Raw genomic sequence first — 22,841 nt, 5'->3', positions numbered from 1 at the left:
CGGCACGCGTATCGCTAGTCGCCGCGGCCTTGCGCGTTCGCGATTACCTTGTCGAGTGCGCGGCTGAGCACGGTCTTTTCTTTCTCGTCGAGACCAGCGAAGAAGTCTTCATTCCACTTGCGCGCGATCGGCATCACCTTCCGGTACAGCGCGCGTCCTTCGGGCGTCAGCGACACGAGGACGACGCGGCCGTCCGTGTCACTCGATTCGCGCTGCACGAGACCTTGCCGGATCAGCGCTTCCGCGGCACGGCTCGCCTGACTTTTGTCGAGGTTCGCGTGACGCGCGAGATCCATGATCGAGAACGGCCCGAACGATCCCACCGACGCGATCACGCGCGCTTCAGGCACCGTCACACCGAGCTTCTCCTGGTACCGCACGCCGATGCCCCGTTCGGAGAGTTTGTTCAGCACGTGCAGTCGATACGTCAGAAACTGGTCGAGTCCGGCTTTGGCGGATGCCTTCATGGTCTTCCCGGGAGTGAGTGGAGGCGGCTGGCGCGGTGTGATTGTTGCCGCATCCGCGTGGCCGGTCAACGCACTGTGTGCGGCATCGCTCGATGCGCCGCTCAACGCGTGCCGTACCGGAGGCGCGTCAGCTGTTCGGCTTCGTTCGCGAGCAGGATCGCCGCATCGCGAATCGCGACGTCGAGCGTGATCGGACCAGGCGCCGGCGAGAAGCAGCCGCTGAAATGTTCGGCAAGCCGCGGCAGCGCGGCCGGATCGACCGCGCCGGACAGCAGCGACGCCGGCACGCCCGCCGCGCGCGCATGCCGGCACGCGATGAACGGTGCCTTGCCGTGCAGCGTCTGCACGTCGGAGCGGCCTTCGCCGGTGATCAGCCAGTCGGCACCCGCAAGCGCAGCATCGAGGCCGACCTGGCGCGCGACCACTTCGGCGCCCGGTTCGAACTGCGCGCCCAGCATGTGCAGCGCAAAGCCGAGGCCGCCCGCCGCGCCGGCGCCGGGCGCGTCACGCGCGGTACGGGCGAGTGCTGGTTCGAGCAGATCGGCGAAATGGGCGAGGGCGGCGTCGATCGATTCAATCTGGTCGGGCTGCACGCCCTTTTGCGGACCGAACACGGCCGTTGCGCCGTGCTCGCCGGTGAGCGGATTGTCGACGTCGGACATGCCGGTGAAGCTCGCTTCGACTAGCCGCGGATCGAGTTGCGATGCGTCGATGCGCGCGAGCCGCGGCAGTTGGGCCGGTGTCGGCTCGAGCAGCTTGTCCTGTGCGTCGTACAGCTTCAGACCGAGGCCGACGAGGAGACCCGCGCCGCCGTCATTCGTGCTGCTGCCGCCGAGCGCGACGAAGAAGCGCCGCACGCCCGCGTCGAGCAACGCAACGATCGCTTCGCCCATGCCCTGCGTGTTGCGCGATTCGACCGGTACGCCCATGCCGACCGGATCGGTGATGCCGACGACCTCGGCCGTTTCGACAATCGCGCTGCCGTCCGCGAGCAGGCCGACTGCCGCGTCGCGTAGCGGGCCGGCCGCGCCGCGCACCGCCAGCAAACGACGCTCGCCACCGTGCGCGAGCAGCGCGTCCAGCGTGCCTTCGCCGCCGTCCGCCATTGGGCACAGGCGCGTCGTCACATCGGGGCGCGCGCGGGCGATGCCCGTCGCGATCGCCTCGGCGACCTGCGCAGCGCTGAGCGAGCCTTTGAACGAATCGGGAGCGATGACGATGATGGGTGTGGGCTGCAAGGACTGCGGAGTGGGCATGGTGTCTCTGGTGGTTGGAGTCGTGGCTCGGGCAGCGGCCGGCGGATGCCGTGCGTCCGCTAGCTTATCAGCATGCCGCGCGCGGCTGAATATGTGGGACGGCATGGCGGCCATCCGGCGGCAGACGATGCGGACAGCGTAACGTGCAGCGGCGGAACAGGGAAAAGCGGCAGGTGGAAAACGGCCTGGAAACCGGATGGATTGCGCGTATGGACCACGCCGCGAAGCGACTGAAAGCGCCGAAAAACTGCATCAAAACGGGTGAAACGGCTTCGCAGCCACCGATTCCCGGCTAGCCGCGCAAATAGTTTGCTAAAATATTCGGCTCTTTTGACCCAAACCGTGCTGCAGGCGGCCTGAGAGCCCGCGGCGACAGGCATACGATCGACGCGAAGCCATTCGGACCGACGCGGACATCGACAGACGGCACGGCAAAGATAACTGATTCGCTCGAATAAATTTTAGGACGATTGAAGCCATGGCTAACGCTGTTGAAAACCTCGGCAAGCTCGAACGCCGCGTGACGATTTCCCTGCCGAAGGACGTCGTGCAGAAGGAAATCGATTCCCGTATCCGCCAGCTCGCGAAGAACGTGCGGATGCCGGGTTTCCGGCCGGGCAAGGTTCCCCTCAAGATGGTCACCCAGCAGTATTCGGGTCAGGTGGAAGCCGAGGTGCTGAGCGACAAGGTCGGCAAGGAATTCTTCGACATCAGCCGCGCGGAAAACCTGCGCGTCGCCGGTCAGCCGAGCTTCAGCCCGAAGATCGATGCCGCCGAAAGCGACTACGCGTTCGACGCAACGTTCGAGGTCTATCCGGAAGTGAAGTTGGGCGACGTCGCCACCGCTGAGATCGAGCGCACGACGACCAGCATCACCGAAGCTGAAATCGACCGCACGCTCGACATCCTGCGCAAGCAGCGCGTGCACTACCACGCGCGTGGCGAAGCCGGCGAACACGGCGACGGCGGTGCGGACACCGCGGCGAAGGACAGCGACCGCGTGACGGTCGACTTCGTCGGCAAGCTCGACGGTGAAGTGTTCCAGGGCGGTACTGCGGAAGACTTCGCGTTCGTGCTCGGCGAAGGCCGCATGCTGCCGGAATTCGAAAAGGCGGCAGCGGGCCTGAAGATCGGCGAAGCGCGCGAATTCGACCTGACGTTCCCGGCCGATTATCACGGCAAGGATGTCGCCGGCAAGACCGCGCAGTTCACGATCACGATGAAGAAGATCGAGTGGGCACACCTGCCGGAAATCGACGGCGAATTCGCGAAGTCGCTCGGCATTGCCGACGGCGATCTGACGAAGATGCGTGCCGAGATCAAGGACAACCTCGAGCGCGAAGCGAAACGTCGCACGCAGTCGATCGTGAAGAACCAGGTGATGGACGCGCTGCTGAAAATCTCCGAACTCGAAGTGCCGAACGCACTGATCGAACAGGACCAGCAACGCCTCGTCGAAATGGCGCGTCAGGACCTCACGCAACGCGGCGTGCCGAACGCCGAAACCGCGCCGATTCCAGCAGAAATGTTCAAGGAACAGGCCGAACGCCGCGTGAAGCTCGGCCTCGTGCTGGCCGAACTCGTGAAGACCAACGAGCTGCAGGCGAAGCCCGAGCAGATCCGCGCGGAAGTGGACGAATTCGCGAAGAGCTACGAAGACCCGAAGGAAGTCGTCCGCTGGTATTATTCGAACCAGCAGCGCCTCGCCGAGATGGAAGCGTACGTCGTGGAAGCCAACGTCGTCGACTTCGTGCTGGGCAAGGCCAAGGTGACGGACAAGGAAGTGAGCTTCGAAGAACTGGCAAGCGCGACCGCGCAGGCATAAGCGGCGCTGAAACGGCGTGCCGGCTGTCGAAGCGACAGTCCGCACGCCGTTTTTTCATGTGTTGCGAGAGATTGCGTTTTTAACCGTTCGTCTCCGTGCAGGCAAGCATCGAGGCAGGCAGTTCGCCCACTTGAATACGGCGTTGTCGCACTCACCTGTCCAGTCTCGTACCGATCATCCCAGACAAGGATCCATTGCATGACCTTCCGCGCTCAAATGCTGGACACGCTGACCTCCCAGTCGTCGAGGGATCTCGAAGCGCAGGCGCTCGGGCTCGTGCCCATCGTCGTCGAGACGAGCGGCCGTGGCGAGCGTTCGTACGACATCTATTCGCGGCTGCTGAAAGAGCGCCTCGTGTTTCTCGTCGGCGAAGTGAACGACCAGACGGCGAATCTCGTCATCGCGCAGTTGCTGTTCCTTGAAAGCGAAAATCCCGACAAGGACATCAGCTTCTACATCAACAGCCCGGGTGGTTCCGTATCGGCCGGCATGGCGATCTACGATACGATGCAGTTCATCAAGCCGGACGTCTCGACGCTCTGCATGGGGCTCGCGGCCAGCATGGGCGCGTTCCTGCTGGCGGCGGGCGCGAAGGGCAAGCGGTTCACGCTGCCGAATTCGCGCGTGATGATCCATCAGCCGCTCGGCGGCGCGCGCGGTCAGGCGTCGGACATCGAAATTCAGGCACGCGAAATCCTGTACCTGAAGGAACGGCTCAACCAGTTGCTCGCGCATCATACCGGCCAGCCGGTCGAGCGCATCGGGCGCGATACCGATCGCGACAACTTCATGTCCGGCGAGGACGCGCAGGCATACGGCCTCGTTGATCAGGTGCTGCACAAGCGTCCCTGAGCGATTGAATAGATCGGATCTGGCACCCGTTGCCCCGTTTTGGGGCGACCGCCGGTGAAAATCTGAAACGAGAAGCCCGCCCCGAGCGCCTGCGGTTCACGCCGCCCTCGCTGCTGCCCAGTGCCCCTGCGACGATCGCGGGGGTAGGGCAAACGGCGTATCATGTCATTCGAGTGTCCGGAGGCTCATACATCTATGGCGGACAAAAAAGGTTCCAACAGCGAGAAGCTGCTGTATTGCTCGTTCTGCGGCAAGAGCCAGCATGAGGTCAAGAAACTGATTGCGGGCCCGTCGGTATTCATCTGCGATGAATGTATCGACCTGTGCAACGAGATCATTCGCGACGAAGCGGCAGGTGCAGGCGTCGAGGCGGGTTTGTCCCGATCCGATCTGCCGAGCCCGCAGGAAATCCGCGAAATCCTCGATCAATACGTGATCGGCCAGGAACGCGCGAAGAAAATTCTCGCGGTGGCGGTGTACAACCACTACAAGCGGCTGAAGCACCTCGACAAGAAGGACGAGATCGAGCTCTCGAAGAGCAACATCCTGCTGATCGGCCCGACCGGGTCCGGCAAGACGCTGCTCGCGCAGACGCTCGCGCGCCTTCTGAACGTACCGTTCGTGATCGCGGACGCGACCACGCTGACGGAAGCCGGCTACGTCGGTGAGGACGTCGAGAACATCATCCAGAAGCTGCTGCAGAACTGCAATTACGAAGTCGACAAGGCGCAGCGCGGGATCGTCTACATCGACGAAATCGACAAGATCAGCCGCAAGTCCGACAACCCGTCGATCACCCGTGACGTATCCGGCGAAGGCGTGCAGCAGGCACTGCTGAAGCTGGTCGAAGGCACGATGGCATCGGTGCCGCCGCAGGGCGGCCGCAAGCACCCGAACCAGGACTTCATCCAGGTCGATACGACGAACATCCTGTTCATCTGCGGCGGTGCGTTCGACGGCCTCGAGAAGGTCATCGTCGATCGTACCGAGAAGACCGGCATCGGTTTCGGCGCAAGCGTGAAGAGCAAGCAGGAGCGCGATGCGGGCGAAGTGCTGCGCGAGGTCGAGCCGGAAGATCTGATCAAGTTCGGTCTGATTCCCGAACTGATCGGCCGGTTGCCCGTCGTGGCGACGCTCGGCAAGCTGGACGAAGTCGCGCTGATGAAGATCCTCGTCGAACCGAAGAACGCGCTGGTGAAGCAGTATCACAAGCTGTTCGCGATGGAGCGGGTCGAACTGGAAATCCGTCCGGCCGCGCTGCAGGCCGTCGCGCGCAAGGCGATCCGCCGCAAGACGGGCGCTCGCGGGCTGCGTTCGATTCTCGAACAGGCGTTGCTCGACGTGATGTACGACTTGCCGGCGATGAAAGGCGTCAGCAAGGTCATCATCGATGACAATGTCATCGATGGGGACGGAAAGCCGCTGCTGATCTACGAAGACGCGCCCAAGGTCGCGGGATCGAATTAATTGATCGGCTTAAAGAGTTCCGGAAAAAAGCCGTTCATACGAGTGATGAACGGCTTTTTCGTTTATCTTGTGGTCGTGCAGTAAATTTTGTGGTCACTGAACTTTTCCCACCCGCGGAGGCTTGCAATCTTTTTTGCTGGCCTCAACTACCGAACGAACTGATTCCACTCATGGGGAAATGAAAATGTCAGGAACCCAACTCCTTCCGCCGGAACGCATCACGCTCCCGCTGCTCCCGCTGCGTGACGTCGTCGTGTTCCCGCACATGGTGATCCCGCTTTTCGTGGGTCGACCAAAATCGATCAAGGCGCTCGAAGTCGCGATGGAAGGCGGCAAGCACATCATGCTGGTCGCCCAGAAAACGGCGGCCAAAGACGAGCCGACCGAAAAAGACATGTACGAAGTAGGGTGTATTGCCAACATCCTGCAGATGCTGAAGCTGCCCGACGGTACCGTGAAGGTGCTGGTCGAAGGCTTGCAGCGCGCGAAGACGCTCTCCATCGAAGAGCAGGAAACCCAGTTTTCGTGCGAAGTCATGCCGCTCGAACCCGACCACGCCGACAGCGCCGAAACTGAAGCGCTGCGCCGCGCGATCGTGTCGCAGTTCGACCAGTACGTGAAACTGAACAAGAAGATTCCGCCGGAAATTCTTACCTCGCTGTCGGGTATCGACGAAGCGGGCCGTCTCGCGGACACGATCGCGGCTCATCTGCCGCTGAAGCTCGACCAGAAGCAGCACATTCTCGAAATGTTCCCGGTCATCGAGCGCCTCGAGCATCTGCTCGCGCAACTCGAAGCCGAGATCGACATTCTTCAGGTGGAGAAGCGTATCCGTGGGCGCGTGAAGCGTCAGATGGAAAAGAGCCAGCGCGAGTACTACCTGAACGAACAGGTCAAGGCGATCCAGAAGGAACTGGGCGAAGGCGAAGAGGGTGCCGATCTCGAGGAACTCGAGAAGCGCATCACCGCGGCCCGGATGCCGAAGGAAGCGAAGAAGAAGGCCGACGCCGAGCTGAAGAAGCTCAAGCTGATGTCGCCGATGTCGGCGGAAGCGACCGTCGTGCGCAACTACATCGATACGCTGATCGGCCTGCCGTGGCGCAAGAAGAGCAAGGTCAACAACGACCTCTCGAATGCGGAGCGCGTGCTCGACGAAGACCACTTCGGTCTCGAGAAAGTGAAAGAACGCATTCTTGAGTACCTCGCGGTCCAGCAACGTGTGGAAAAGGTCAAGGCGCCGATCCTGTGCCTCGTTGGGCCCCCGGGCGTCGGCAAGACGTCGCTGGGCCAGTCGATCGCACGCGCGACGAACCGCAAGTTCGTTCGCATGGCGCTCGGCGGGGTGCGTGACGAAGCGGAAATCCGCGGTCACCGCCGGACGTACATCGGTTCGATGCCGGGCAAGATCCTGCAGAGCCTCACGAAGGCCGCAGTGCGCAATCCGCTCTTCCTGCTCGACGAAGTCGACAAGATGGGCATGGATTTCCGCGGCGATCCGTCGTCGGCGCTGCTCGAAGTGCTCGATCCCGAACAGAACCATACGTTCGCCGATCACTACGTCGAAGTCGACTTCGACCTGTCCGACGTGATGTTCGTCGCGACGTCGAACTCGCTGAACATCCCGCCGCCGCTGCTCGACCGGATGGAAGTGATCCGTCTGTCGGGTTACACGGAAGACGAGAAGGTCAGCATCGCGCAACGCTATCTGTTGCCGAAGCAGAAGAAGAACAACGGCCTGAAGACCGACGAGATCGATGTCATGGAGCAGGCTATCCGCGACATCATTCGTTACTACACGCGTGAAGCGGGCGTGCGTTCGCTCGAGCGTGAAATATCGAAGATCTGCCGCAAGGTCGTGAAGATGCTTCTGCTGAAGAAGGTGGAAGGCGCGGTGAAGGTCGACGGCAGCAATCTCGATACCTTCCTCGGCGTGCGCAAGTACGACTTCGGTCTGGCCGCGAAGGAAAACCAGACGGGTCAGGTGACCGGCCTCGCGTGGACGGAAGTCGGTGGCGATCTGCTGACGATCGAAGCGGCGGTGATGCCCGGTAAGGGTGTCGTGATCCGCACGGGTTCGCTCGGCGACGTGATGAAGGAGTCTGTCGAAGCGGCGCGTTCGGTGGTTCGTTCGCGTTCGCGTCGTCTCGGTATCAAGGACGAAGCGTTCGAGAAACAGGATATCCACATCCACGTGCCGGAAGGCGCGACGCCGAAGGACGGTCCGTCTGCCGGTGTCGCGATGACGACGGCGCTGGTGTCGGTGCTGACGGGTATTCCGGTTCGCGCGGACGTCGCGATGACGGGTGAGATCACGCTGCGCGGCGAAGTTCTGCCGATCGGCGGGCTGAAGGAAAAGCTGCTCGCGGCGCATCGCGGCGGGATCAAGCTGGTGCTGATTCCGGAAGAGAACGTCAAGGATCTGACGGAGATTCCGGACAACGTGAAGAACGCAATCGAAATCGTGCCGGTCCGCTGGATCGACAAGGTGCTCGAACTTGCGCTCGAACGTGTGCCGCAGCCGCTGCCGGAAGAAGAGCCGAAAGCCGCGGCGCCTGTCGCAGAGCCGGCAAAGGACACTGCCTCCACCGAGGTCGTGAAGCACTGACCTCCGGACGTTGCAGTCCAGAAACCCGCGGCCTGGTCCGCGGGTTTTTTTATGTCCGCCGCTTTCTCGCAACGCTTCGACGTGGTACCCAGATCCGTTGCGCGTGCATCGGGCACGTGCAATATCCGGTGACGAAAATGCGGGCGTGAGCCGGGCCGTATCAGGCTCAACCCCGCTTGACACAAGGGTTTCGGCCCATTCTAATTAGCTGGCCCGGCGTTCGGGCCGGGCCACTTCATACCTCTTTGGCGCATGCATGCGCCGTCACGATTGCCCAAAACATTCTCGGGGGCTGGAATGAACAAAACGGAATTGATCGACCATATTGCACAGCAAGCTGATATTTCGAAGGCTGCGGCAGGACGCGCACTCGATGCAGTGATCGGTGGCGTTAAAGGCACGTTGAAGAAGGGCGGTTCGGTCACGCTGGTCGGCTTTGGCACGTTCGCGGTCGGCAAGCGCACCGCACGCACTGGACGCAATCCGCGCACGGGCGCGGCGATCAAGATCAAGGCAGCGAAAGTGCCTAAATTTAGGCCTGGAAAAGCATTGAAGGATGAGCTAAACTAGCGGGCTCCGTTGCCTTGGTCCAGTTCTCGATCAGGTAGCGAAGATACCGCGAAACGGGTGCTTAGCTCAGTTGGTAGAGCGGCGCCCTTACAAGGCGTAGGTCGGGAGTTCGAGCCTCTCAGCACCCACCAGTTTCGCGTCGCTACTGCCTCGGCGGGCAGCGAAAAGCAGGCTTGAAGGAGTGGTAGTTCAGTCGGTTAGAATACCGGCCTGTCACGCCGGGGGTCGCGGGTTCGAGTCCCGTCCACTCCGCCAGATAAAGCGAAACCCGCCGATGTTCAGCGGGTTTTTCTTTTAGGGCTTCGCCCAACCGTCTTTTTTATTGCCCGCTGTTGTAATATCGGGCGTTCTGTTTTTGGCACCCTCACGCATGCTCGATTTCTTCCGCAATCACCAACGCCTGATGATGTTCATGCTCATCCTGGTCATTCTGCCGGGGCTGGGTTTCGTGGGCATTCAGGGCTTCCGCGGTTTCTTCGACGAAAGCGCGAACGTGGCAAGCGTCAATGGCCACAAGATCGCGCGGGCCGACTACGACAACGCGATGCGCCAGCAGCTCGATCGCGCACGTCAGGTACTTGGCGCGCAGTTCGACGCGAAAGCGTTCGACACGCCGGATCGTCGCAAGGACGTGCTCGACGGCCTGATCCAGGAGCGCGTGCTCGCCGACGAGACGCAGCGCCTGAATCTGACCGCATCCGACGACGCAGTGCGCCGCGTACTGTTGAGCGACCCGATCATCTCGTCGATGAAGAAACCTGACGGCTCGATCGACGTCGAGCGCTACACGCAGCTGCTCGCGATGCAGGGCATGACGCCGGACCAGTACCAGGAGCGCGTGCGCTACAGCCTCGCGACGCAACAGCTGCCGACGAGCATTCTGTCGAGCGCGTTCACGTCGAAGACACTGGCGCAGCACCTCACCGAACTCGCCGACCAGCAGCGCGAAGTGCAGGGGCTCGCGTTCCATCCGCGTGACTACGCCGCGAAAATCCAGCCGACCGACGCGCAACTGCAGGCGTACTACGACGCGCATCGCACCGACTTCGCGACGCCCGCGACGGCGACGATCCAGTACCTGGTGCTGTCGCCGACGGTGCTCGCCGCGTCGGTCCAGCCGACCGACGCCGATGTGAAGAAGTACTACGAGGACAACATCGCGAACTACTCCACCAAAGCCGAGGTGCGCGCAAGCCACATCCTGATCTCCGCGCCGAAGGATGCAAGCGCAGCGGACAAAGCGAAGGCAAAGGAAAAGGCCGAGGCAGTACTCGCTCAGGTAAAGGCGCACCCCGATCAGTTCGCGCGGATCGCGCAACAGGATTCGCAGGACCCGGCCTCGGCATCGAAGGGCGGCGACCTCGGGTACTTTTCCCGTGGCGGCATCGCGGGCGGCGCGGCCTTTGACGACGCCGTGTTCAAGCTGAAGAAGGGCGAGATCAGCGATATCCTGCAGACGGACTTCGGCTATCACATCGTCATGGTGACGGATGTGAAGCCGGCGGGAACGACGCCGTTCGACGAAGTGAAAGACGCGATCACGAGGGAAGTGAAGGCGGCCCAGGCGACGAAGGCATTCACCGACGACGCGGAAGGCTTCACGTCGACGGTCTATGAACAGGCGAAGAGCCTGCAGCCCGCTGCGGACAAATACAAGCTGCAGATCCAGACCGCGACGGTCACGCCGCAGCCGAACGCGGCGCTGCCGCCCGATAGCCCGTTGAACAATGCGAAGTTCCTCACCGCCGTGTTCGCGAACGACGCCGCGAAGGATCGCAACAACACGCAGGCCATCGACGTCGGCAACAACACGCTGGTCGCCGCGCACGTGACCGACTACAAGCCGGCTGATGTTCCGCCGCTCGACAAGGTCAAGGACGTGGTGCGTCAGAAGGTGGTCGCGGTGCAGTCGGCCGAGATGGCGCGCAAGGACGGAGCGGCGAAACTGGCCGAGTTCGAGAAATCGAAATCGACCGCGGGATTTTCTTCTGCGCTGAAGGTATCGCGTAGCGACGCGCAGGGCGTTCCGCCTTCCGCACTGAGTGCAATCTACAAGGTCGACGCGCAAAAATTGCCGGCGTACATCGGCGTGGATCTCGGCGACGACGGTTACGCGATCTATCGCATTAATGCAGTGCTGCCGGGTGCGACGGTCGATGCGCAGCGTCTCGCAGGCGCACAGCAGCAGATCGCGCAAGTAGAAGCGCAATCGGAAGTCGAGAGCTATCTCGATGCGCTGCGTGAGCGCTCGAAGGTGAAGACCTATGGCTCACTCGATAATGGCGCGCAGAACGGCGGCGATCAGTAACGGTTCGCATCGACGCGAGTGCGTCTGAGCAAAACAGGAAGCCCCGCACATGCGGGGCTTCCTGTTTTGCGATACATCTTGCGTTACATCGATACACCGATACGTCGTACCCTCAGACGTTACAGGCAGGCGTTGATGCTGCCCGCTGCATTGCCGTCGGCCCCACCTCCTGCCGAGCGGAAGCCCACCCACGAACCCGGACCGCTGCGCGACGGGCGCACAACCGCAGCGGAGCCGTTCGGCGGCTGCTGGCCCGGCACATACACATCGACGGCCTGATCGTTAGCCAGCGCGTCTTGCGACACGACCTGTTGTTGCGACGTATCAGCCCACTTCTTCGCGATGCACTGAGCGACAGCCCCCGGGGGCTGCTGACTTTGTCCGACGGATTGCACGCCAGCCGGCGGTTGCGCGGCGCATGCAGAGATTGCAACGGTCAGCGCGATAAGCGGTAAGTATTTCACGTTATCTCCTTCAGGATCGCTCGAATCGAGCCGGATTTTCAAGGTCACGCGAGAGTGTCTGATCGAGCCTCGCTCATCGTGTTCCTCCCATTTCGCAACAAGGTGTTAGCAGACGTTTCAGCGCGCGGAGCCTGTGCGGAGCAGCGGCTTGAGGGTCGGCCACACGTTGTCGAGTAGCAGGTGCTGTGCCTGCCCATTGGGATGCATCTGATCGGCCTGGAACATCTCGGGCTTGTCTTCGATGCCTGCGAGGAGAAATGGAACCAGCGGTACGCGCATCTGCTTCGCGAGCGTGGTGTAGATCGCGTGGAACTTTTGTGTGTAGTCGGGGCCGTAGTTGGGCGGCACGTACATGCCAACGAGCATGACCTTCGCGTGACCTTGCTGCGCGAGCGAGACGATCGTGCGCAGGTTGTCCTCGGTGGTGGAGAGCGGCACGCCGCGCAACGCGTCGTTCGCACCGAGTTCGACGATGACGATCGACGGCTTGAGCCGCTGCATCACCGCTGGCAGACGCGCGAGGCCGCCGCTGGTGGTGTCGCCGCTGATGCTTGCGTTGCCGACGCTATAATCGATTCGCTCGTCCGCGAGACGCTGGCGCATCAATGCAACCCAGCCGGTATCGCGCGGCAAACCGTATTCGGCCGAGATGCTGTCGCCGAGCACGACGATCACCGGCTTCGCGGCGGTAACCGCGGCAGGGACTACTGCGGGCGTCGTAGCTGCGGTAGCCGCAAATGCGGATGCGGCGCTCGTAGCCGCGACCAGTGCGATCAGTGCGGGAACGCACGCTTCCAACCGACGCTTCAGCATGCAAAAGAAAATTGATCCAGTCATTGAAGTACGGGGTTTGTGCAAGAGGGTCCAGGATGCGACGGGCGAACTGACGATCCTCGATGATATCGATCTTTCGATCGCGCCCGGCAGCAGCGTCGCAATCGTCGGTGCATCGGGTTCGGGCAAGTCGACACTGCTCGGCCTGCTCGCGGGTTTGGACAGCGCGAGCGCCGGATCGGTTCGGCTGCTCGGGCGCGAGCTCACTGGGCTCGGCGAGGACGAACGGGCGGCGCTGCGTAACGGCTCCGTTGGTTTCGTGTTCCAGTCGTTCCAGTTGATGCCGCATCTCACCGCGCTCGAAAACGTCACGCTGCCGCTGGAACTGCAAGGCGGTCTCACTTCGCGCGATACGAGCGCACGCGCGAGGGCACTGCTCGAACAGGTCGGCTTGGGCAAACGCACGGGCCACTATCCGAAGCTTCTATCAGGCGGCGAGCAGCAGCGCGTCGCGCTGGCGCGCGCGTTCGTCACGCATCCGGCGATCCTCTTCGCCGACGAGCCGACCGGCAGCCTCGACGCGGCCACGGGTCACGCGGTGATCGATCTGATGTTCGAGATGAATCGCGCGAACGGCGCGACCCTGGTGCTCGTTACGCACGACATCGAACTCGCACGCCGCTGCGACACCACCGTGACGATCGAGGCAGGCCGCCTCGCCTGATTCGCGTAACCCGCGTAGTCGCGTAAAACAGAATGGCCCGCGCGAAGGCGGGCCATACGAGACATCAAACGCAACGACGCCTACTTCTTCAACGCCGCCCGCGCACGCGCGATCAACGCCGACGTCGACGAATCGTGCTTCGCCTTGTCGGTGGTCGCGGCCGTCAGATCCGCTTCGACGACCTTGCCGAGAAGCTTGCCGAGCTCGACGCCCCACTGATCGAACGGATTGATGTTCCACACCGACGCCTGCACCAGCACCTTGTGTTCGTACAGCGCGATCAGCGCACCGAGCGAGCGGGCGGTGAGCGCGTCGACGAGCAGCGTCGTGGTCGGCCGGTTGCCCGGGAACACGATGTGCGGCACGAGTTCAGGCTTGTCCGGCCCCGCGATCTTCTTCGCTTCTTCGACGGTGCGGCCGAGCATCAGCGCTTCGCTTTGCGCGAAGCAGTTCGCGAGCAGCTTCGCATGATGATTCGGGAGCGGATGTTCCGGCGTGAGCACGGCGACGAAATCGATCGGTACGATCGTCGGTCCCTGGTGCAGCATCTGGAAGAACGCGTGCTGACCGTTCGTGCCGGGCTCGCCCCAGGTGACTGCTGAGGTCGGGTAGTCGACGAATGCGCCATCGAGGCGCGCCGACTTGCCGTTGCTTTCCATCTCGAGCTGCTGCAGATACGCCGGCAGGAAATGCAGCGCCTCCGAATACGGCGCGACCAGATAGCTCTGCGAGCCAAAGAAGTTGCGATACCAGATGCCGATCATGCCGAGCAGCACCGGCAGGTTGCGTTCGAGCGGCGTCTCGCGGAAATGGCGGTCCATGTCGTTCGCGCCCGCGAGCAGTTCGTCGAACTGCTTCGGTCCGATCGAGATCATGATCGACAGGCCGACCGCCGACCACAACGAATAGCGGCCGCCGACCCAGTCCCACATTTCGAACACATTTTCTTTCGCGATGCCGAACTTCACGACCTCGGTCGGATTCGCCGATACGCCCACGAAATGCTTCGCGAGCGCATCTTGCGGACAGCCGTTCCGCGTGAACCAGTCGCGCATCGAAAGCGCGTTGGTCATCGTTTCGAGCGTCGTGAAGGTCTTCGATACGACGATCGCGAGCGTCTCTTCGGGATCGATGTGCTCGATCACGCGATAGAGATCAGCGCCGTCGACGTTCGACACGAAGTGCGCCGTGATATCCGGCGTCGACAGATGGTCGAGCGCATGCACGACCATCTTCGGCCCGAGGTCGGAGCCGCCGATGCCGATGTTCACGATGTGCCGGATGCGCTTGCCGGTATAGCCGGTCCACGCGCCGCTGCGCACCTGGTCCGCGAACGCGGCCATCTTCGCGCGCTCGGCGACGATCTCGGCGTGAAAGGGCGCGTTGGGATCGGTTGCGCGCAACGCGGTATGCAATGCCGCGCGGCCTTCGGTCGGATTGACGACTTCGCCGGCGAACATCGCGTCTCGGCGCTTCTCGACGCCAGCTTCGCGCGCGAGCTGCACGAGCAGCTTCAGGGTTTCTTCGGTAATGCGGTTCTTCGAAAAATCGGCCGCGAGACCGCCGCCTGCGAACGTGAAACGTTCGGCGCGGGTCGGCGCGGGGTCGTTCTCGGGGGCAAACCAGTCGCGCAGGCGCGCATCGCGGATCTGTTCGTAATGCGCTTGCAGCGAGGACCAGGCGGGGAGCGAGTTCAGCGTCATAAACTGTCCGTCTAACGAAGAGGCAAGTGAAGGGCGGTGTGGCGAACGGACCGCCCGAGGTGCGGCGCCGATGCGTGCCTGCCCGATAGCGTGTGCGTTCGGGCGACAGGGGCGATCTGGCGGCGCAGTGTTCCAGTATAGCGGCGTTGAATGACAGCGGGCAGGCGTGTCACGTCAGGTTCACGCACAGGTTCAAGCGCGCATCGGGTAGAACAAACGGTTCAGCAGCGTGCGTACCATCGGCGCGAGTTCGCCGGCAGTGAGGCCCGCAGGGCCGTCGCCGTGGGCGGTCAGCGTGTCGGCGGCGAGCCCATGCAGATAGACGCCGGCGAGCGCCGCTTCGTAGCGAGGCAGATGCTGGGCGAGCAAAGCGCCGATCAATCCGCCGAGCACGTCGCCGGTGCCGCCGGTCGCGAGCGCGGCGTTGCCGGTCGGGTTGATAGCCACGCGGCCGTCGGGTGCCGCAATCACCGTGCCGGTCCCTTTCAGCACGATGACGCTCGCGAAGCGGGCCGCGAGCGTGTGCGCCGCGGCGAGCCGGTCGCGCTGCACGTCGCGTGCGTCGGTGCCGAGCAGGCGGGCCGCTTCGAGCGGATGTGGCGTGAGCACACAGGGGTCGCCTTGCGCGCCGCGTGCGCGCACCGCGTCGGCGAGCGTGGCGTTCTGTGCAAGCAGATTCAGCGCATCGGCATCGAGCAGCTTCGGTACGTCGAGCGGCAGTGCGTCGAGCAGCACACGCGTGGCACGTTCGCGTGAACCCATCCCGCAGCCGATCGACAACGCATCCATGTCGCCGCGTGGCAGATCGTCGAGCGCGTGCAGCATCAACTCGGGATGCGGCGGATCGTAAGCCGGCGCCCCCGCGCCGAGGAACGCGACGTGCACCTTGCCCGCACCCGCATACAGCGCCGCGCGCGCCGCGAGGATCGGCGCGCCGCACATGCCGGTATCGCCGCCGACGACCGCGAGACTGCCGAAGGTCCCCTTGTGAGTCGCGAAATCGCGTGCGGGCAGATGTGACGCGAACAGCGCGGGTGCGTTGAGGCAGGGCGCGGTGCGATGTTCATTGGCTGAGGCAGTCGCAGCGGTCAGGCCCAGTGGCGCGACGAGCAGGCTACCCGCGAGATCGCGCCCGAGGCCCATGAAGAGTCCGGGCTTTGCGCCGATGAAGGTGACCGTGTGTGTCGCGCGCACCGCGGTGCCGGCGACGTTGCCCTCGCCAACGACATTGCCGGTATCGCTGTCGAGTCCGCTCGGTACGTCGAGCGCGAGCACGCGGCCACCGTTGAGCGTGCGTTCCGACAACAGTTCCGCGAGTGTCGCGAATACACCGTCGAGCGGCCGCGCGAGCCCGATACCAAACAGCCCGTCGACGAGCCACCCATACGGTTCGAGCGACGACGGCACGGTCGTTTCGATCGGTACGCCTGCCGCGCGCGCGTCGTCGAGCGCCCAGCGCGCGTCGTCGGGTTTGACGTCGACCGGCATGCACACCTGCACCGGGATGCCCGCGCGATGCAGGGCCGTTGCGACGACGAGCGCATCGCCGCCGTTGTTGCCAGGGCCGGCCGCGATCCACACCCGATGCGGTGTGCCGGCACGCGTGCCATGGCCGATCTGCTCGAGCAGGAAGCGCGCGGCGGCGTCACCTGCTCGCGCCATCAGCGTATGCGGCGGCAACGCTGCGGCCGCCGACACTTCGAGCGTGCGCAGCGCGGCGACGTCGAAGAGCGGTAGCGGCTGGCCGTCGGGATCGAGCAGGGAGGGGGAGACAGCGGAGACAGCGAAGGCATCGGTCATGGCGTGCACGGAAACCGGAGAGAGCGGATCGTGCTCATGGTAGTGCGAACCACGGCCCGCTGTCGCGTTGCGGACGAACCAGCGAGAACCGCGTTCAGCGCCCGAACCGCTCCGGCCGCAACGCGGCGACGGTATCGGCGGGCAGTCCGGATGCGTTGCCGGACACGAGATCGGCGATCAACCGCGCCGATCCGCATGCCAGCCCCCAGCCGCTCGGACCGTGACCCGCATTGACGAAGAGCCGCGGATGCAGCGCATTGCCGACCGCCGGCAGTCCATCGGGCGACAGCAGCTTCACGCCTTCCCACGGTAGCGCGGCCGAGATCTTCGCGGCCCCGGGAATCCAGTCGTGCGTCGCCTGGCCGAGCAGCGCGAGTGCTTCCTCGGTCAGCGGTTCGCCGAGCGGCTTGTCGATCTGCGCGGCGCTCTGGAGTACCGCGCCGCCCGCGATCCGCAGCCGGTGGTGGGTCCGCGTGATCGTGATGCGTTTCACCGCATCGACCATCGTGATGTGCGGCGCGCATTCCTCATGCGCGATCGGCGCGACGAGCGTATGCAGACGCAGCGGATGCAGCGGCAAACGCAGCCCGAGCCGCTCGAGCAGCGGCAGACTGCCGGCGCCCGCGGCCACGACGACCGCGTCTGCGCTGATCACGTCGACTTCGCGGGCGCGCCGCGGCTCGCCCGCGCGCGGCGCGAGTTCGACCGCCGCGCGTTCGCCGTCGAGACGGATCGCCGTGACCTCGCGGCCGGTCTGGAACTGGACGCCGCCTTGCGTATCGAGCGTCTGCTTGATCAGCTTCGCGAACAGCGGGCAGTTCGCCGTGCGCTCCGTGTCGAACAGCACGCCGCCGGCGAACGCCGGTTCGAGCGGCACCGAATGTTCGAGGGTTGCGCATTCGGCGGGCGACAGCACGTGGTGCGGCACTTCGAACCGGCGCAGCAGGTCGAGCGCGGGCTGCGTGCTTTCCCATTCGTCGGCGCCGCGGACGAGATAGAGCTGGCCAGTCGTCTGTTCGAATTCGAGACCGAAGCGCGCCTCGATGTCGGCGAGGCTTTCGCGGGCCACGTCGATCAGCGGACGCAGCAGCGTGTACTGACGGCCGAACGCTTCGGGGTCGTGCAGCGCGGCGAGGCGCTTGAGGAAATCGCGTGCGGCGCCGTTGAAGCCGGTTTTGCGGATCACGCCGTTCTTCGAGTCCTGACGATGCGCGAGGAAGGTCGGGCCGAACCAGACGTCGAGCGGCGTCGGCAGCATGTTGCCGCTGTGCCCGTAGGTCGCGCCTTGCGCGACCGTTGCATGACGTTCGACCACGCACACCCGGTGACCGGCTGCGCGCAGCTGATAGGCGGTGGCGACGCCGACGATCCCGCCGCCAATGACGATGACATCCATGAGATTGTGCAAGTGACCGGCACGACGCGAGACGTCCGGCGCTCCCCGTATTGCGTGGCTTGCCGGGCATACGGCAGGCCGCTACGCTGCGTGCGGCGCTGTCTGCCGATACACCGGACGGTGAAAGGCCGAATGATAGCAGCCAAACGCGGTGCCCGGCGGCTCGAACGCAGGCTGCATGGCGCGATGGAGAGAGGGCGTTGCGCCACGTCACGATGCGTCTGCGGCGGCTTTGGGCGGCCCGTCCCGGGGTATAATCCCGGACTTCCTTTCCGCCTCACGTCGCCTCGCGCGCGACTCCCGCGCGACCCCGCGACGCAACTGAACGACGCAACGTCAAGTCCATGGCCCACTTCTCGTGTTTCCCCGGTGCTTCGGCCCTTTCCGATTTCCGTCAAACCCGCCTGCTCGACACCCTGACCCGCATCGACGCGAACATCGTCGGTGTCCGTGGACAGTATCTGCATTTCGTCAATGCGCAGACGCCGCTTACGGCTGAGGACAGCGCGAAGATCGATGCGCTGATGCATTACGGCGATCCGTTCGAGCCGGCGAAGGAACGGGGCGCGGTCGAAACCTTCCTCGTGGTGCCGCGCTTCGGCACGGTGTCGCCATGGGCGAGCAAGGCCACCGACATCGCGCATCACTGCGGCCTCACGCAGGTGCGGCGCATCGAGCGCGGCATCGAGTACACGGTGACGCTGAAGTCGGGGCTGCTCGGCGGCAAGAAAGCACTGTCCGATGAAGCGCGCGACGCCGTCGTGGCCGCGCTACACGACCGGATGACAGAGAGTGTCGCGCCGTCGCGCGATCACGCGATGCATCTGTTCGACGAACTGCCCGCGCGGCCGCTGCAAACCGTCGACATCCTCGCGCGTGGCCGCACCGCGCTCGAAACGGCGAACGCGGAACTGGGCCTCGCGCTCGCCGACGACGAAATCGACTACCTGATCGACGCATTCACGACGCTCGGCCGCAACCCGACCGACGTCGAACTGATGATGTTCGCGCAGGCGAACAGCGAGCACTGCCGCCACAAGATTTTCAACGCGCAGTGGACGATCGACGGCGAGCCGCAGGACATCTCGTTGTTCAACATGATCCGCAACACCGAGAAGCTGCATCCGGAAGGGACGATCGTCGCGTACTCGGACAACTCGGCGATCATGGCGGGCGGCACCGCCGAGCGCTGGTTCCCGCGCAAGCCCGGCGTTGATGGTTCGAACGCGCTGGCCGAGCACTACGGCCGCCACGTCGAGCTGACGCACACGCTGATGAAGGTCGAGACGCACAACCATCCGACCGCGATCTCGCCGTTCCCGGGCGCCGCGACCGGCGCGGGCGGCGAAATCCGCGACGAAGGCGCGACCGGCCGCGGTGCGCGCCCGAAGGCCGGCCTCGCGGGCTTCACCGTGTCGAATCTCGAACTGCCCGACGCGCGCGAAGCATGGGAAAACGCCCGCGACGCGGCCGAGCCGCTTGCGCACCGCAAGCCCGATGCATTGGGAGACGCGTACGGCCGGCCCGATCGCATCGCGTCGCCGCTGCAGATCATGATCGACGGGCCGCTCGGCGGAGCCGCTTTCAACAACGAATTTGGCCGGCCGAACCTGGGCGGCTATTTCCGCGCTTACGAGCAGAATGTCGCGGGTCTCGTGCGCGGCTATCACAAGCCGATCATGATCGCGGGTGGCATCGGCAACATCTCCGATCAGCACACGCACAAGCACGATCTGCCGGAGGGCACGCTGCTGATCCAGATCGGTGGTCCCGGCATGCGGATCGGCATGGGCGGTGGCGCCGCGAGCTCGATGGCGACCGGCACCAACACCGCCGAACTCGACTTCGATTCCGTGCAGCGCGGCAACCCGGAAATCGAGCGGCGCGCACAGGAAGTGATCAACGCGTGCTGGCAACTCGGCGAACACAATCCGATCCTCAGCATTCACGACGTCGGCGCGGGCGGTCTGTCGAACGCGTTCCCCGAACTCGTCGACGGAGCGGACAAGGGTGCGCGCTTCGAGCTGCGCAAGATCCAGCTTGAAGAAAGCGGACTGTCGCCGCGCGAGATCTGGTCGAACGAAGCGCAGGAGCGTTATGTCCTCGCGATCGCGCCGGCCGATCTCCCCGCATTCGAAGTGATGTGCGAGCGCGAGCGTTGCCCGTTCGCGGTGATCGGCGTCGCGACGGCGGAGCGTCAGCTGAAGCTGATCGACACCGACCTGAAGAACCAGAACAAGAACGACGGCGCCGCGCACGAGCCCGTCGACATGCCGATGGAAGTGCTGCTCGGCAAGGCGCCGCGCATGCATCGCGACGTCACGCGCGTTGCGGCGACGCTGCTGCCGGTCGACGTCACCGGCATCACGCTGTCGGAAGTCGCGGTCAGCGTGCTGCGCCATCCGACGGTGGCGAGCAAGTCGTTTCTGATCACGATCGGCGATCGCTCGGTGGGCGGCACGACCGCACGCGACCAGATGGTCGGTCCGTGGCAGGTGCCGGTCGCCGACTGCGCGATCACGACGATGGATTACGCCGGCTTCCGCGGCGAAGCGATGACGATGGCCGAACGCACGCCGCTCGCGGTGATCGACGCGCCCGCGTCGGGCCGGATGGCAGTCGGCGAGGCCGTGACGAACATCGCCGCGGCGCCGATCGAGTCGCTTGGCAAGCTGAAGCTGTCGGCGAACTGGATGGCCGCGTGCGGCAGCCCCGGCGAAGACGCCGCGCTGTACGACACCGTGAAGGCGATCGGCATGGAACTGTGTCCGGCGCTCGGCATCAGCATTCCGGTCGGCAAGGATTCGCTGTCGATGCGCACGAAGTGGGACGACCGCGGCGTCGCGAAGGAAGTTGTTGCGCCGGTGTCGCTGATCATCTCGGCGTTCGCGCCGGTCGACGACGTGCGCGGGCATCTGACGCCGCAACTGCGCCGCACCGATGACGCGGGCGACAGCGTGCTGATCGCGATCGATCTCGGCCGCGGCAAGCTGCGGATGGGCGGCAGTATTCTCGCGCAGGTCACGCAGCAGGTCGGCGACACAGTGCCTGACGTCGACGATCCGGAAGACCTGAAGCGCTTCTTCGCCGCGATCCAGGCGCTGAATCGCGACGGGAAGCTGCTCGCGTATCACGACCGTTCCGATGGCGGCCTGTGGGCGACGGTTTGCGAAATGGCGTTTGCGGGACACGTCGGCGTATCGCTGAACGTCGACATGCTGACGCTCGATCCGGATCACGAGTCCGACTATGGCGACGCGAAAGACTGGACGAAGCAGACGAGCGGGCGCCGCGAAGACCGCACGATCCGCGCGCTGTTCACCGAAGAACTGGGCGCCGTGGTCCAGGTGCGTGCCACCGACCGCGACGCCGTGCTGGCCGCGCTGCGCGAGCATGGGTTGTCCGCATGCTCGCACGTGATCGGCAAGCTGAACGATCGCGACACGATCGAAATCTACCGCGACGCGAAGAAAATCTACGACGCACCGCGCGCCGAACTGCAGCGTGCGTGGAGCGAAGTGAGCTGGCGCATCTCGCAGTTGCGCGACAACCCCGCTTGCGCGGACGCCGAATACGACACGTTGCTCGACGCGTCGGATCCGGGCATGACGCCGCATCTGTCGTTCGATCCGGCTGATGACGTGGCCGCGCCGTTCATTTCGACGGGCGCACGGCCGCGTGTCGCGATCCTGCGTGAGCAGGGTGTGAACTCGCACCTCGAGACCGCGTATGCATTCGATCGCGCGGGCTTCGATGCGTACGACGTGCACATGAGCGACCTGCTTGCGGGTCGCGCGACGCTGGCCGATTTCGCGGGCGCGGTTGCCTGCGGTGGTTTTTCGTATGGCGACGTGCTGGGTGCGGGCGAGGGTTGGGCGAAGACGATCCGCTTCAATGCGCAGCTCGCGGACATGTTCGCGGCGTTCTTCGGGCGCAGCGATACGTTCGCGCTGGGTATCTGCAATGGTTGCCAGATGATGAGCAGCCTGGCATCGATGATTCCGGGCGCCGACGCATGGCCGAAGTTCACGCGCAACAAGTCGGAGAAATTCGAGGCACGGACGTCGCTGGTCGAAGTGCAATCGTCGCCGTCGATTTTCTTCGCCGGCATGGAAGGCTCGCGGATCCCGGTGGCCGTTGCGCACGGCGAGGGCTATGCGGACTTCTCGCAGCAGGGGGACGCGAACCGTGTGGCGGTCTCGATGCGTTTCGTGGACCATCGAGGTGAGGCTAGTGAACGTTATCCGTTCAATCCGAATGGTTCGCCGGAGGGGATCACGTCGGTGACGACGGCGGATGGGCGGTTCACGGTGTTAATGCCGCATACGGAGCGGGTGCATCGGACGGTGCTGTTGAGTTGGGCGCCGGATGAGTGGAAACGTTCTGGCGACGACGGTAGCCCTTGGATGAGGGTGTTTCAGAATGCCAGGAAGTGGATTAGTTAAGGTTTTCTCTGTTCAGGTTTTGTGGTTCTTCTTGCCCGTGCGGGCGGCTATGATTTGGCGCCTTCGCGGGGCGGGCGTTGCCTTTTGCTGTTTGCCCTGGCAGGCGGCTACGATTTCGCGCCTCGCGGCGCAGGCGTTGCCCCTGTGCGGGGCGGCACCTACTTTTCTTTGCAGCGGCAAAGAAA

At 64.1% G+C, this 22,841-nt stretch carries 15 protein-coding genes and 2 tRNA genes; 10 read left to right on the top strand and 7 right to left on the bottom strand.

Features of this window, described 5'->3' with window-relative positions:
• Positions 1-14: 14 nt before the first annotated feature.
• Together ACREXZ_RS06060 and ACREXZ_RS06055 are read right to left on the bottom strand one after the other, a co-directional pair.
• A complete protein-coding gene (locus tag ACREXZ_RS06060) occupies positions 15-467 on the bottom strand; it encodes a MarR family winged helix-turn-helix transcriptional regulator (protein ID WP_431763138.1) in 453 nt (150 codons plus the stop codon).
• 101 nt (positions 468-568) lie between these two features.
• Positions 569-1,723: a glycerate kinase gene (locus ACREXZ_RS06055; RefSeq protein ID WP_431763137.1), complete on the bottom strand. Its 1,155-nt coding sequence runs from the start codon at positions 1,721-1,723 to the stop codon at positions 569-571.
• Positions 1,724-2,201: 478 nt separating this feature from the next.
• Here ACREXZ_RS06055 and tig point away from each other — a divergent pair, with 478 nt between their 5' ends.
• The 8 genes from tig (at position 2,202) to ACREXZ_RS06015 (ending at position 11,350) form a co-directional block, all read left to right on the top strand.
• A complete protein-coding gene (gene tig / locus ACREXZ_RS06050; RefSeq protein WP_431763136.1) occupies positions 2,202-3,548 on the top strand; it encodes a trigger factor in 1,347 nt (448 codons plus the stop codon).
• Between the two features lie 198 nt (positions 3,549-3,746).
• Positions 3,747-4,400: an ATP-dependent Clp endopeptidase proteolytic subunit ClpP gene (clpP, locus tag ACREXZ_RS06045; protein WP_431763135.1), complete on the top strand. Its 654-nt coding sequence runs from the start codon at positions 3,747-3,749 to the stop codon at positions 4,398-4,400.
• A 195-nt stretch (positions 4,401-4,595) separates the two neighbouring features.
• A complete protein-coding gene (clpX, locus tag ACREXZ_RS06040; protein ID WP_431763134.1) occupies positions 4,596-5,867 on the top strand; it encodes an ATP-dependent Clp protease ATP-binding subunit ClpX in 1,272 nt (423 codons plus the stop codon).
• Between the two features lie 184 nt (positions 5,868-6,051).
• On the top strand, positions 6,052-8,472 hold the full coding sequence (gene lon / locus ACREXZ_RS06035; protein ID WP_431763133.1) for an endopeptidase La: 2,421 nt from the start codon (positions 6,052-6,054) through the stop codon (positions 8,470-8,472).
• 252 nt (positions 8,473-8,724) lie between these two features.
• On the top strand, positions 8,725-9,042 hold the full coding sequence (locus ACREXZ_RS06030) for an HU family DNA-binding protein (protein ID WP_431763132.1): 318 nt from the start codon (positions 8,725-8,727) through the stop codon (positions 9,040-9,042).
• Between the two features lie 55 nt (positions 9,043-9,097).
• Positions 9,098-9,173, top strand: a tRNA-Val gene (locus tag ACREXZ_RS06025).
• Between the two features lie 47 nt (positions 9,174-9,220).
• Positions 9,221-9,297 (top strand) — tRNA-Asp (locus ACREXZ_RS06020).
• 115 nt (positions 9,298-9,412) lie between these two features.
• Positions 9,413-11,350, top strand: coding sequence for a SurA N-terminal domain-containing protein (locus tag ACREXZ_RS06015; RefSeq protein ID WP_431763131.1), 1,938 nt, complete (start codon positions 9,413-9,415; stop codon positions 11,348-11,350).
• Positions 11,351-11,469: 119 nt separating this feature from the next.
• Here ACREXZ_RS06015 and ACREXZ_RS06010 read toward each other — a convergent pair whose 3' ends face one another.
• The gene (locus tag ACREXZ_RS06010; protein WP_431763130.1) at positions 11,470-11,814 is read right to left on the bottom strand and encodes a hypothetical protein; all 345 of its coding nucleotides are present in this window, start codon (positions 11,812-11,814) and stop codon (positions 11,470-11,472) included.
• A gap of 117 nt (positions 11,815-11,931) precedes the next feature.
• The gene (locus tag ACREXZ_RS06005; RefSeq protein ID WP_431763129.1) at positions 11,932-12,627 is read right to left on the bottom strand and encodes an arylesterase; all 696 of its coding nucleotides are present in this window, start codon (positions 12,625-12,627) and stop codon (positions 11,932-11,934) included.
• Here ACREXZ_RS06005 and ACREXZ_RS06000 point away from each other — a divergent pair.
• Positions 12,626-13,312 carry an ABC transporter ATP-binding protein gene (locus ACREXZ_RS06000; RefSeq protein WP_431763128.1) on the top strand — a complete coding sequence of 229 codons (687 nt, stop codon included), beginning with the start codon at positions 12,626-12,628 and terminating at the stop codon, positions 13,310-13,312. The two genes, ACREXZ_RS06005 and ACREXZ_RS06000, sit on opposite strands and share 2 nt — an antisense overlap.
• A gap of 80 nt (positions 13,313-13,392) precedes the next feature.
• Here ACREXZ_RS06000 and pgi read toward each other — a convergent pair whose 3' ends face one another.
• The 3 genes from pgi to ACREXZ_RS05985 form a co-directional block, all read right to left on the bottom strand.
• Complete coding sequence (pgi, locus tag ACREXZ_RS05995; RefSeq protein ID WP_431763127.1) at positions 13,393-15,015, bottom strand: glucose-6-phosphate isomerase; 1,623 nt, start codon at positions 15,013-15,015, stop codon at positions 13,393-13,395.
• Between the two features lie 192 nt (positions 15,016-15,207).
• Positions 15,208-16,815, bottom strand: a complete 1,608-nt coding sequence (locus tag ACREXZ_RS05990; RefSeq protein WP_431763126.1) for an NAD(P)H-hydrate dehydratase — start codon at positions 16,813-16,815, stop codon at positions 15,208-15,210.
• A gap of 94 nt (positions 16,816-16,909) precedes the next feature.
• Entirely contained in the window at positions 16,910-18,211 is a 1,302-nt protein-coding gene (locus tag ACREXZ_RS05985; protein ID WP_431763125.1) for an FAD-dependent oxidoreductase, read from the bottom strand.
• 344 nt (positions 18,212-18,555) lie between these two features.
• On the opposite strand from ACREXZ_RS05985, the gene purL reads away from it, so the two are divergent.
• Positions 18,556-22,656, top strand: a complete 4,101-nt coding sequence (gene purL, locus ACREXZ_RS05980; protein ID WP_431763124.1) for a phosphoribosylformylglycinamidine synthase — start codon at positions 18,556-18,558, stop codon at positions 22,654-22,656.
• Positions 22,657-22,841 lie beyond the last annotated feature (185 nt).

Origin of the sequence: Paraburkholderia sp., from assembly GCF_050742655.1 — a bacterium.
Classification (GTDB): domain Bacteria; phylum Pseudomonadota; class Gammaproteobacteria; order Burkholderiales; family Burkholderiaceae; genus Paraburkholderia.
This window is presented reverse-complemented; position numbering and strand designations above follow the sequence as displayed.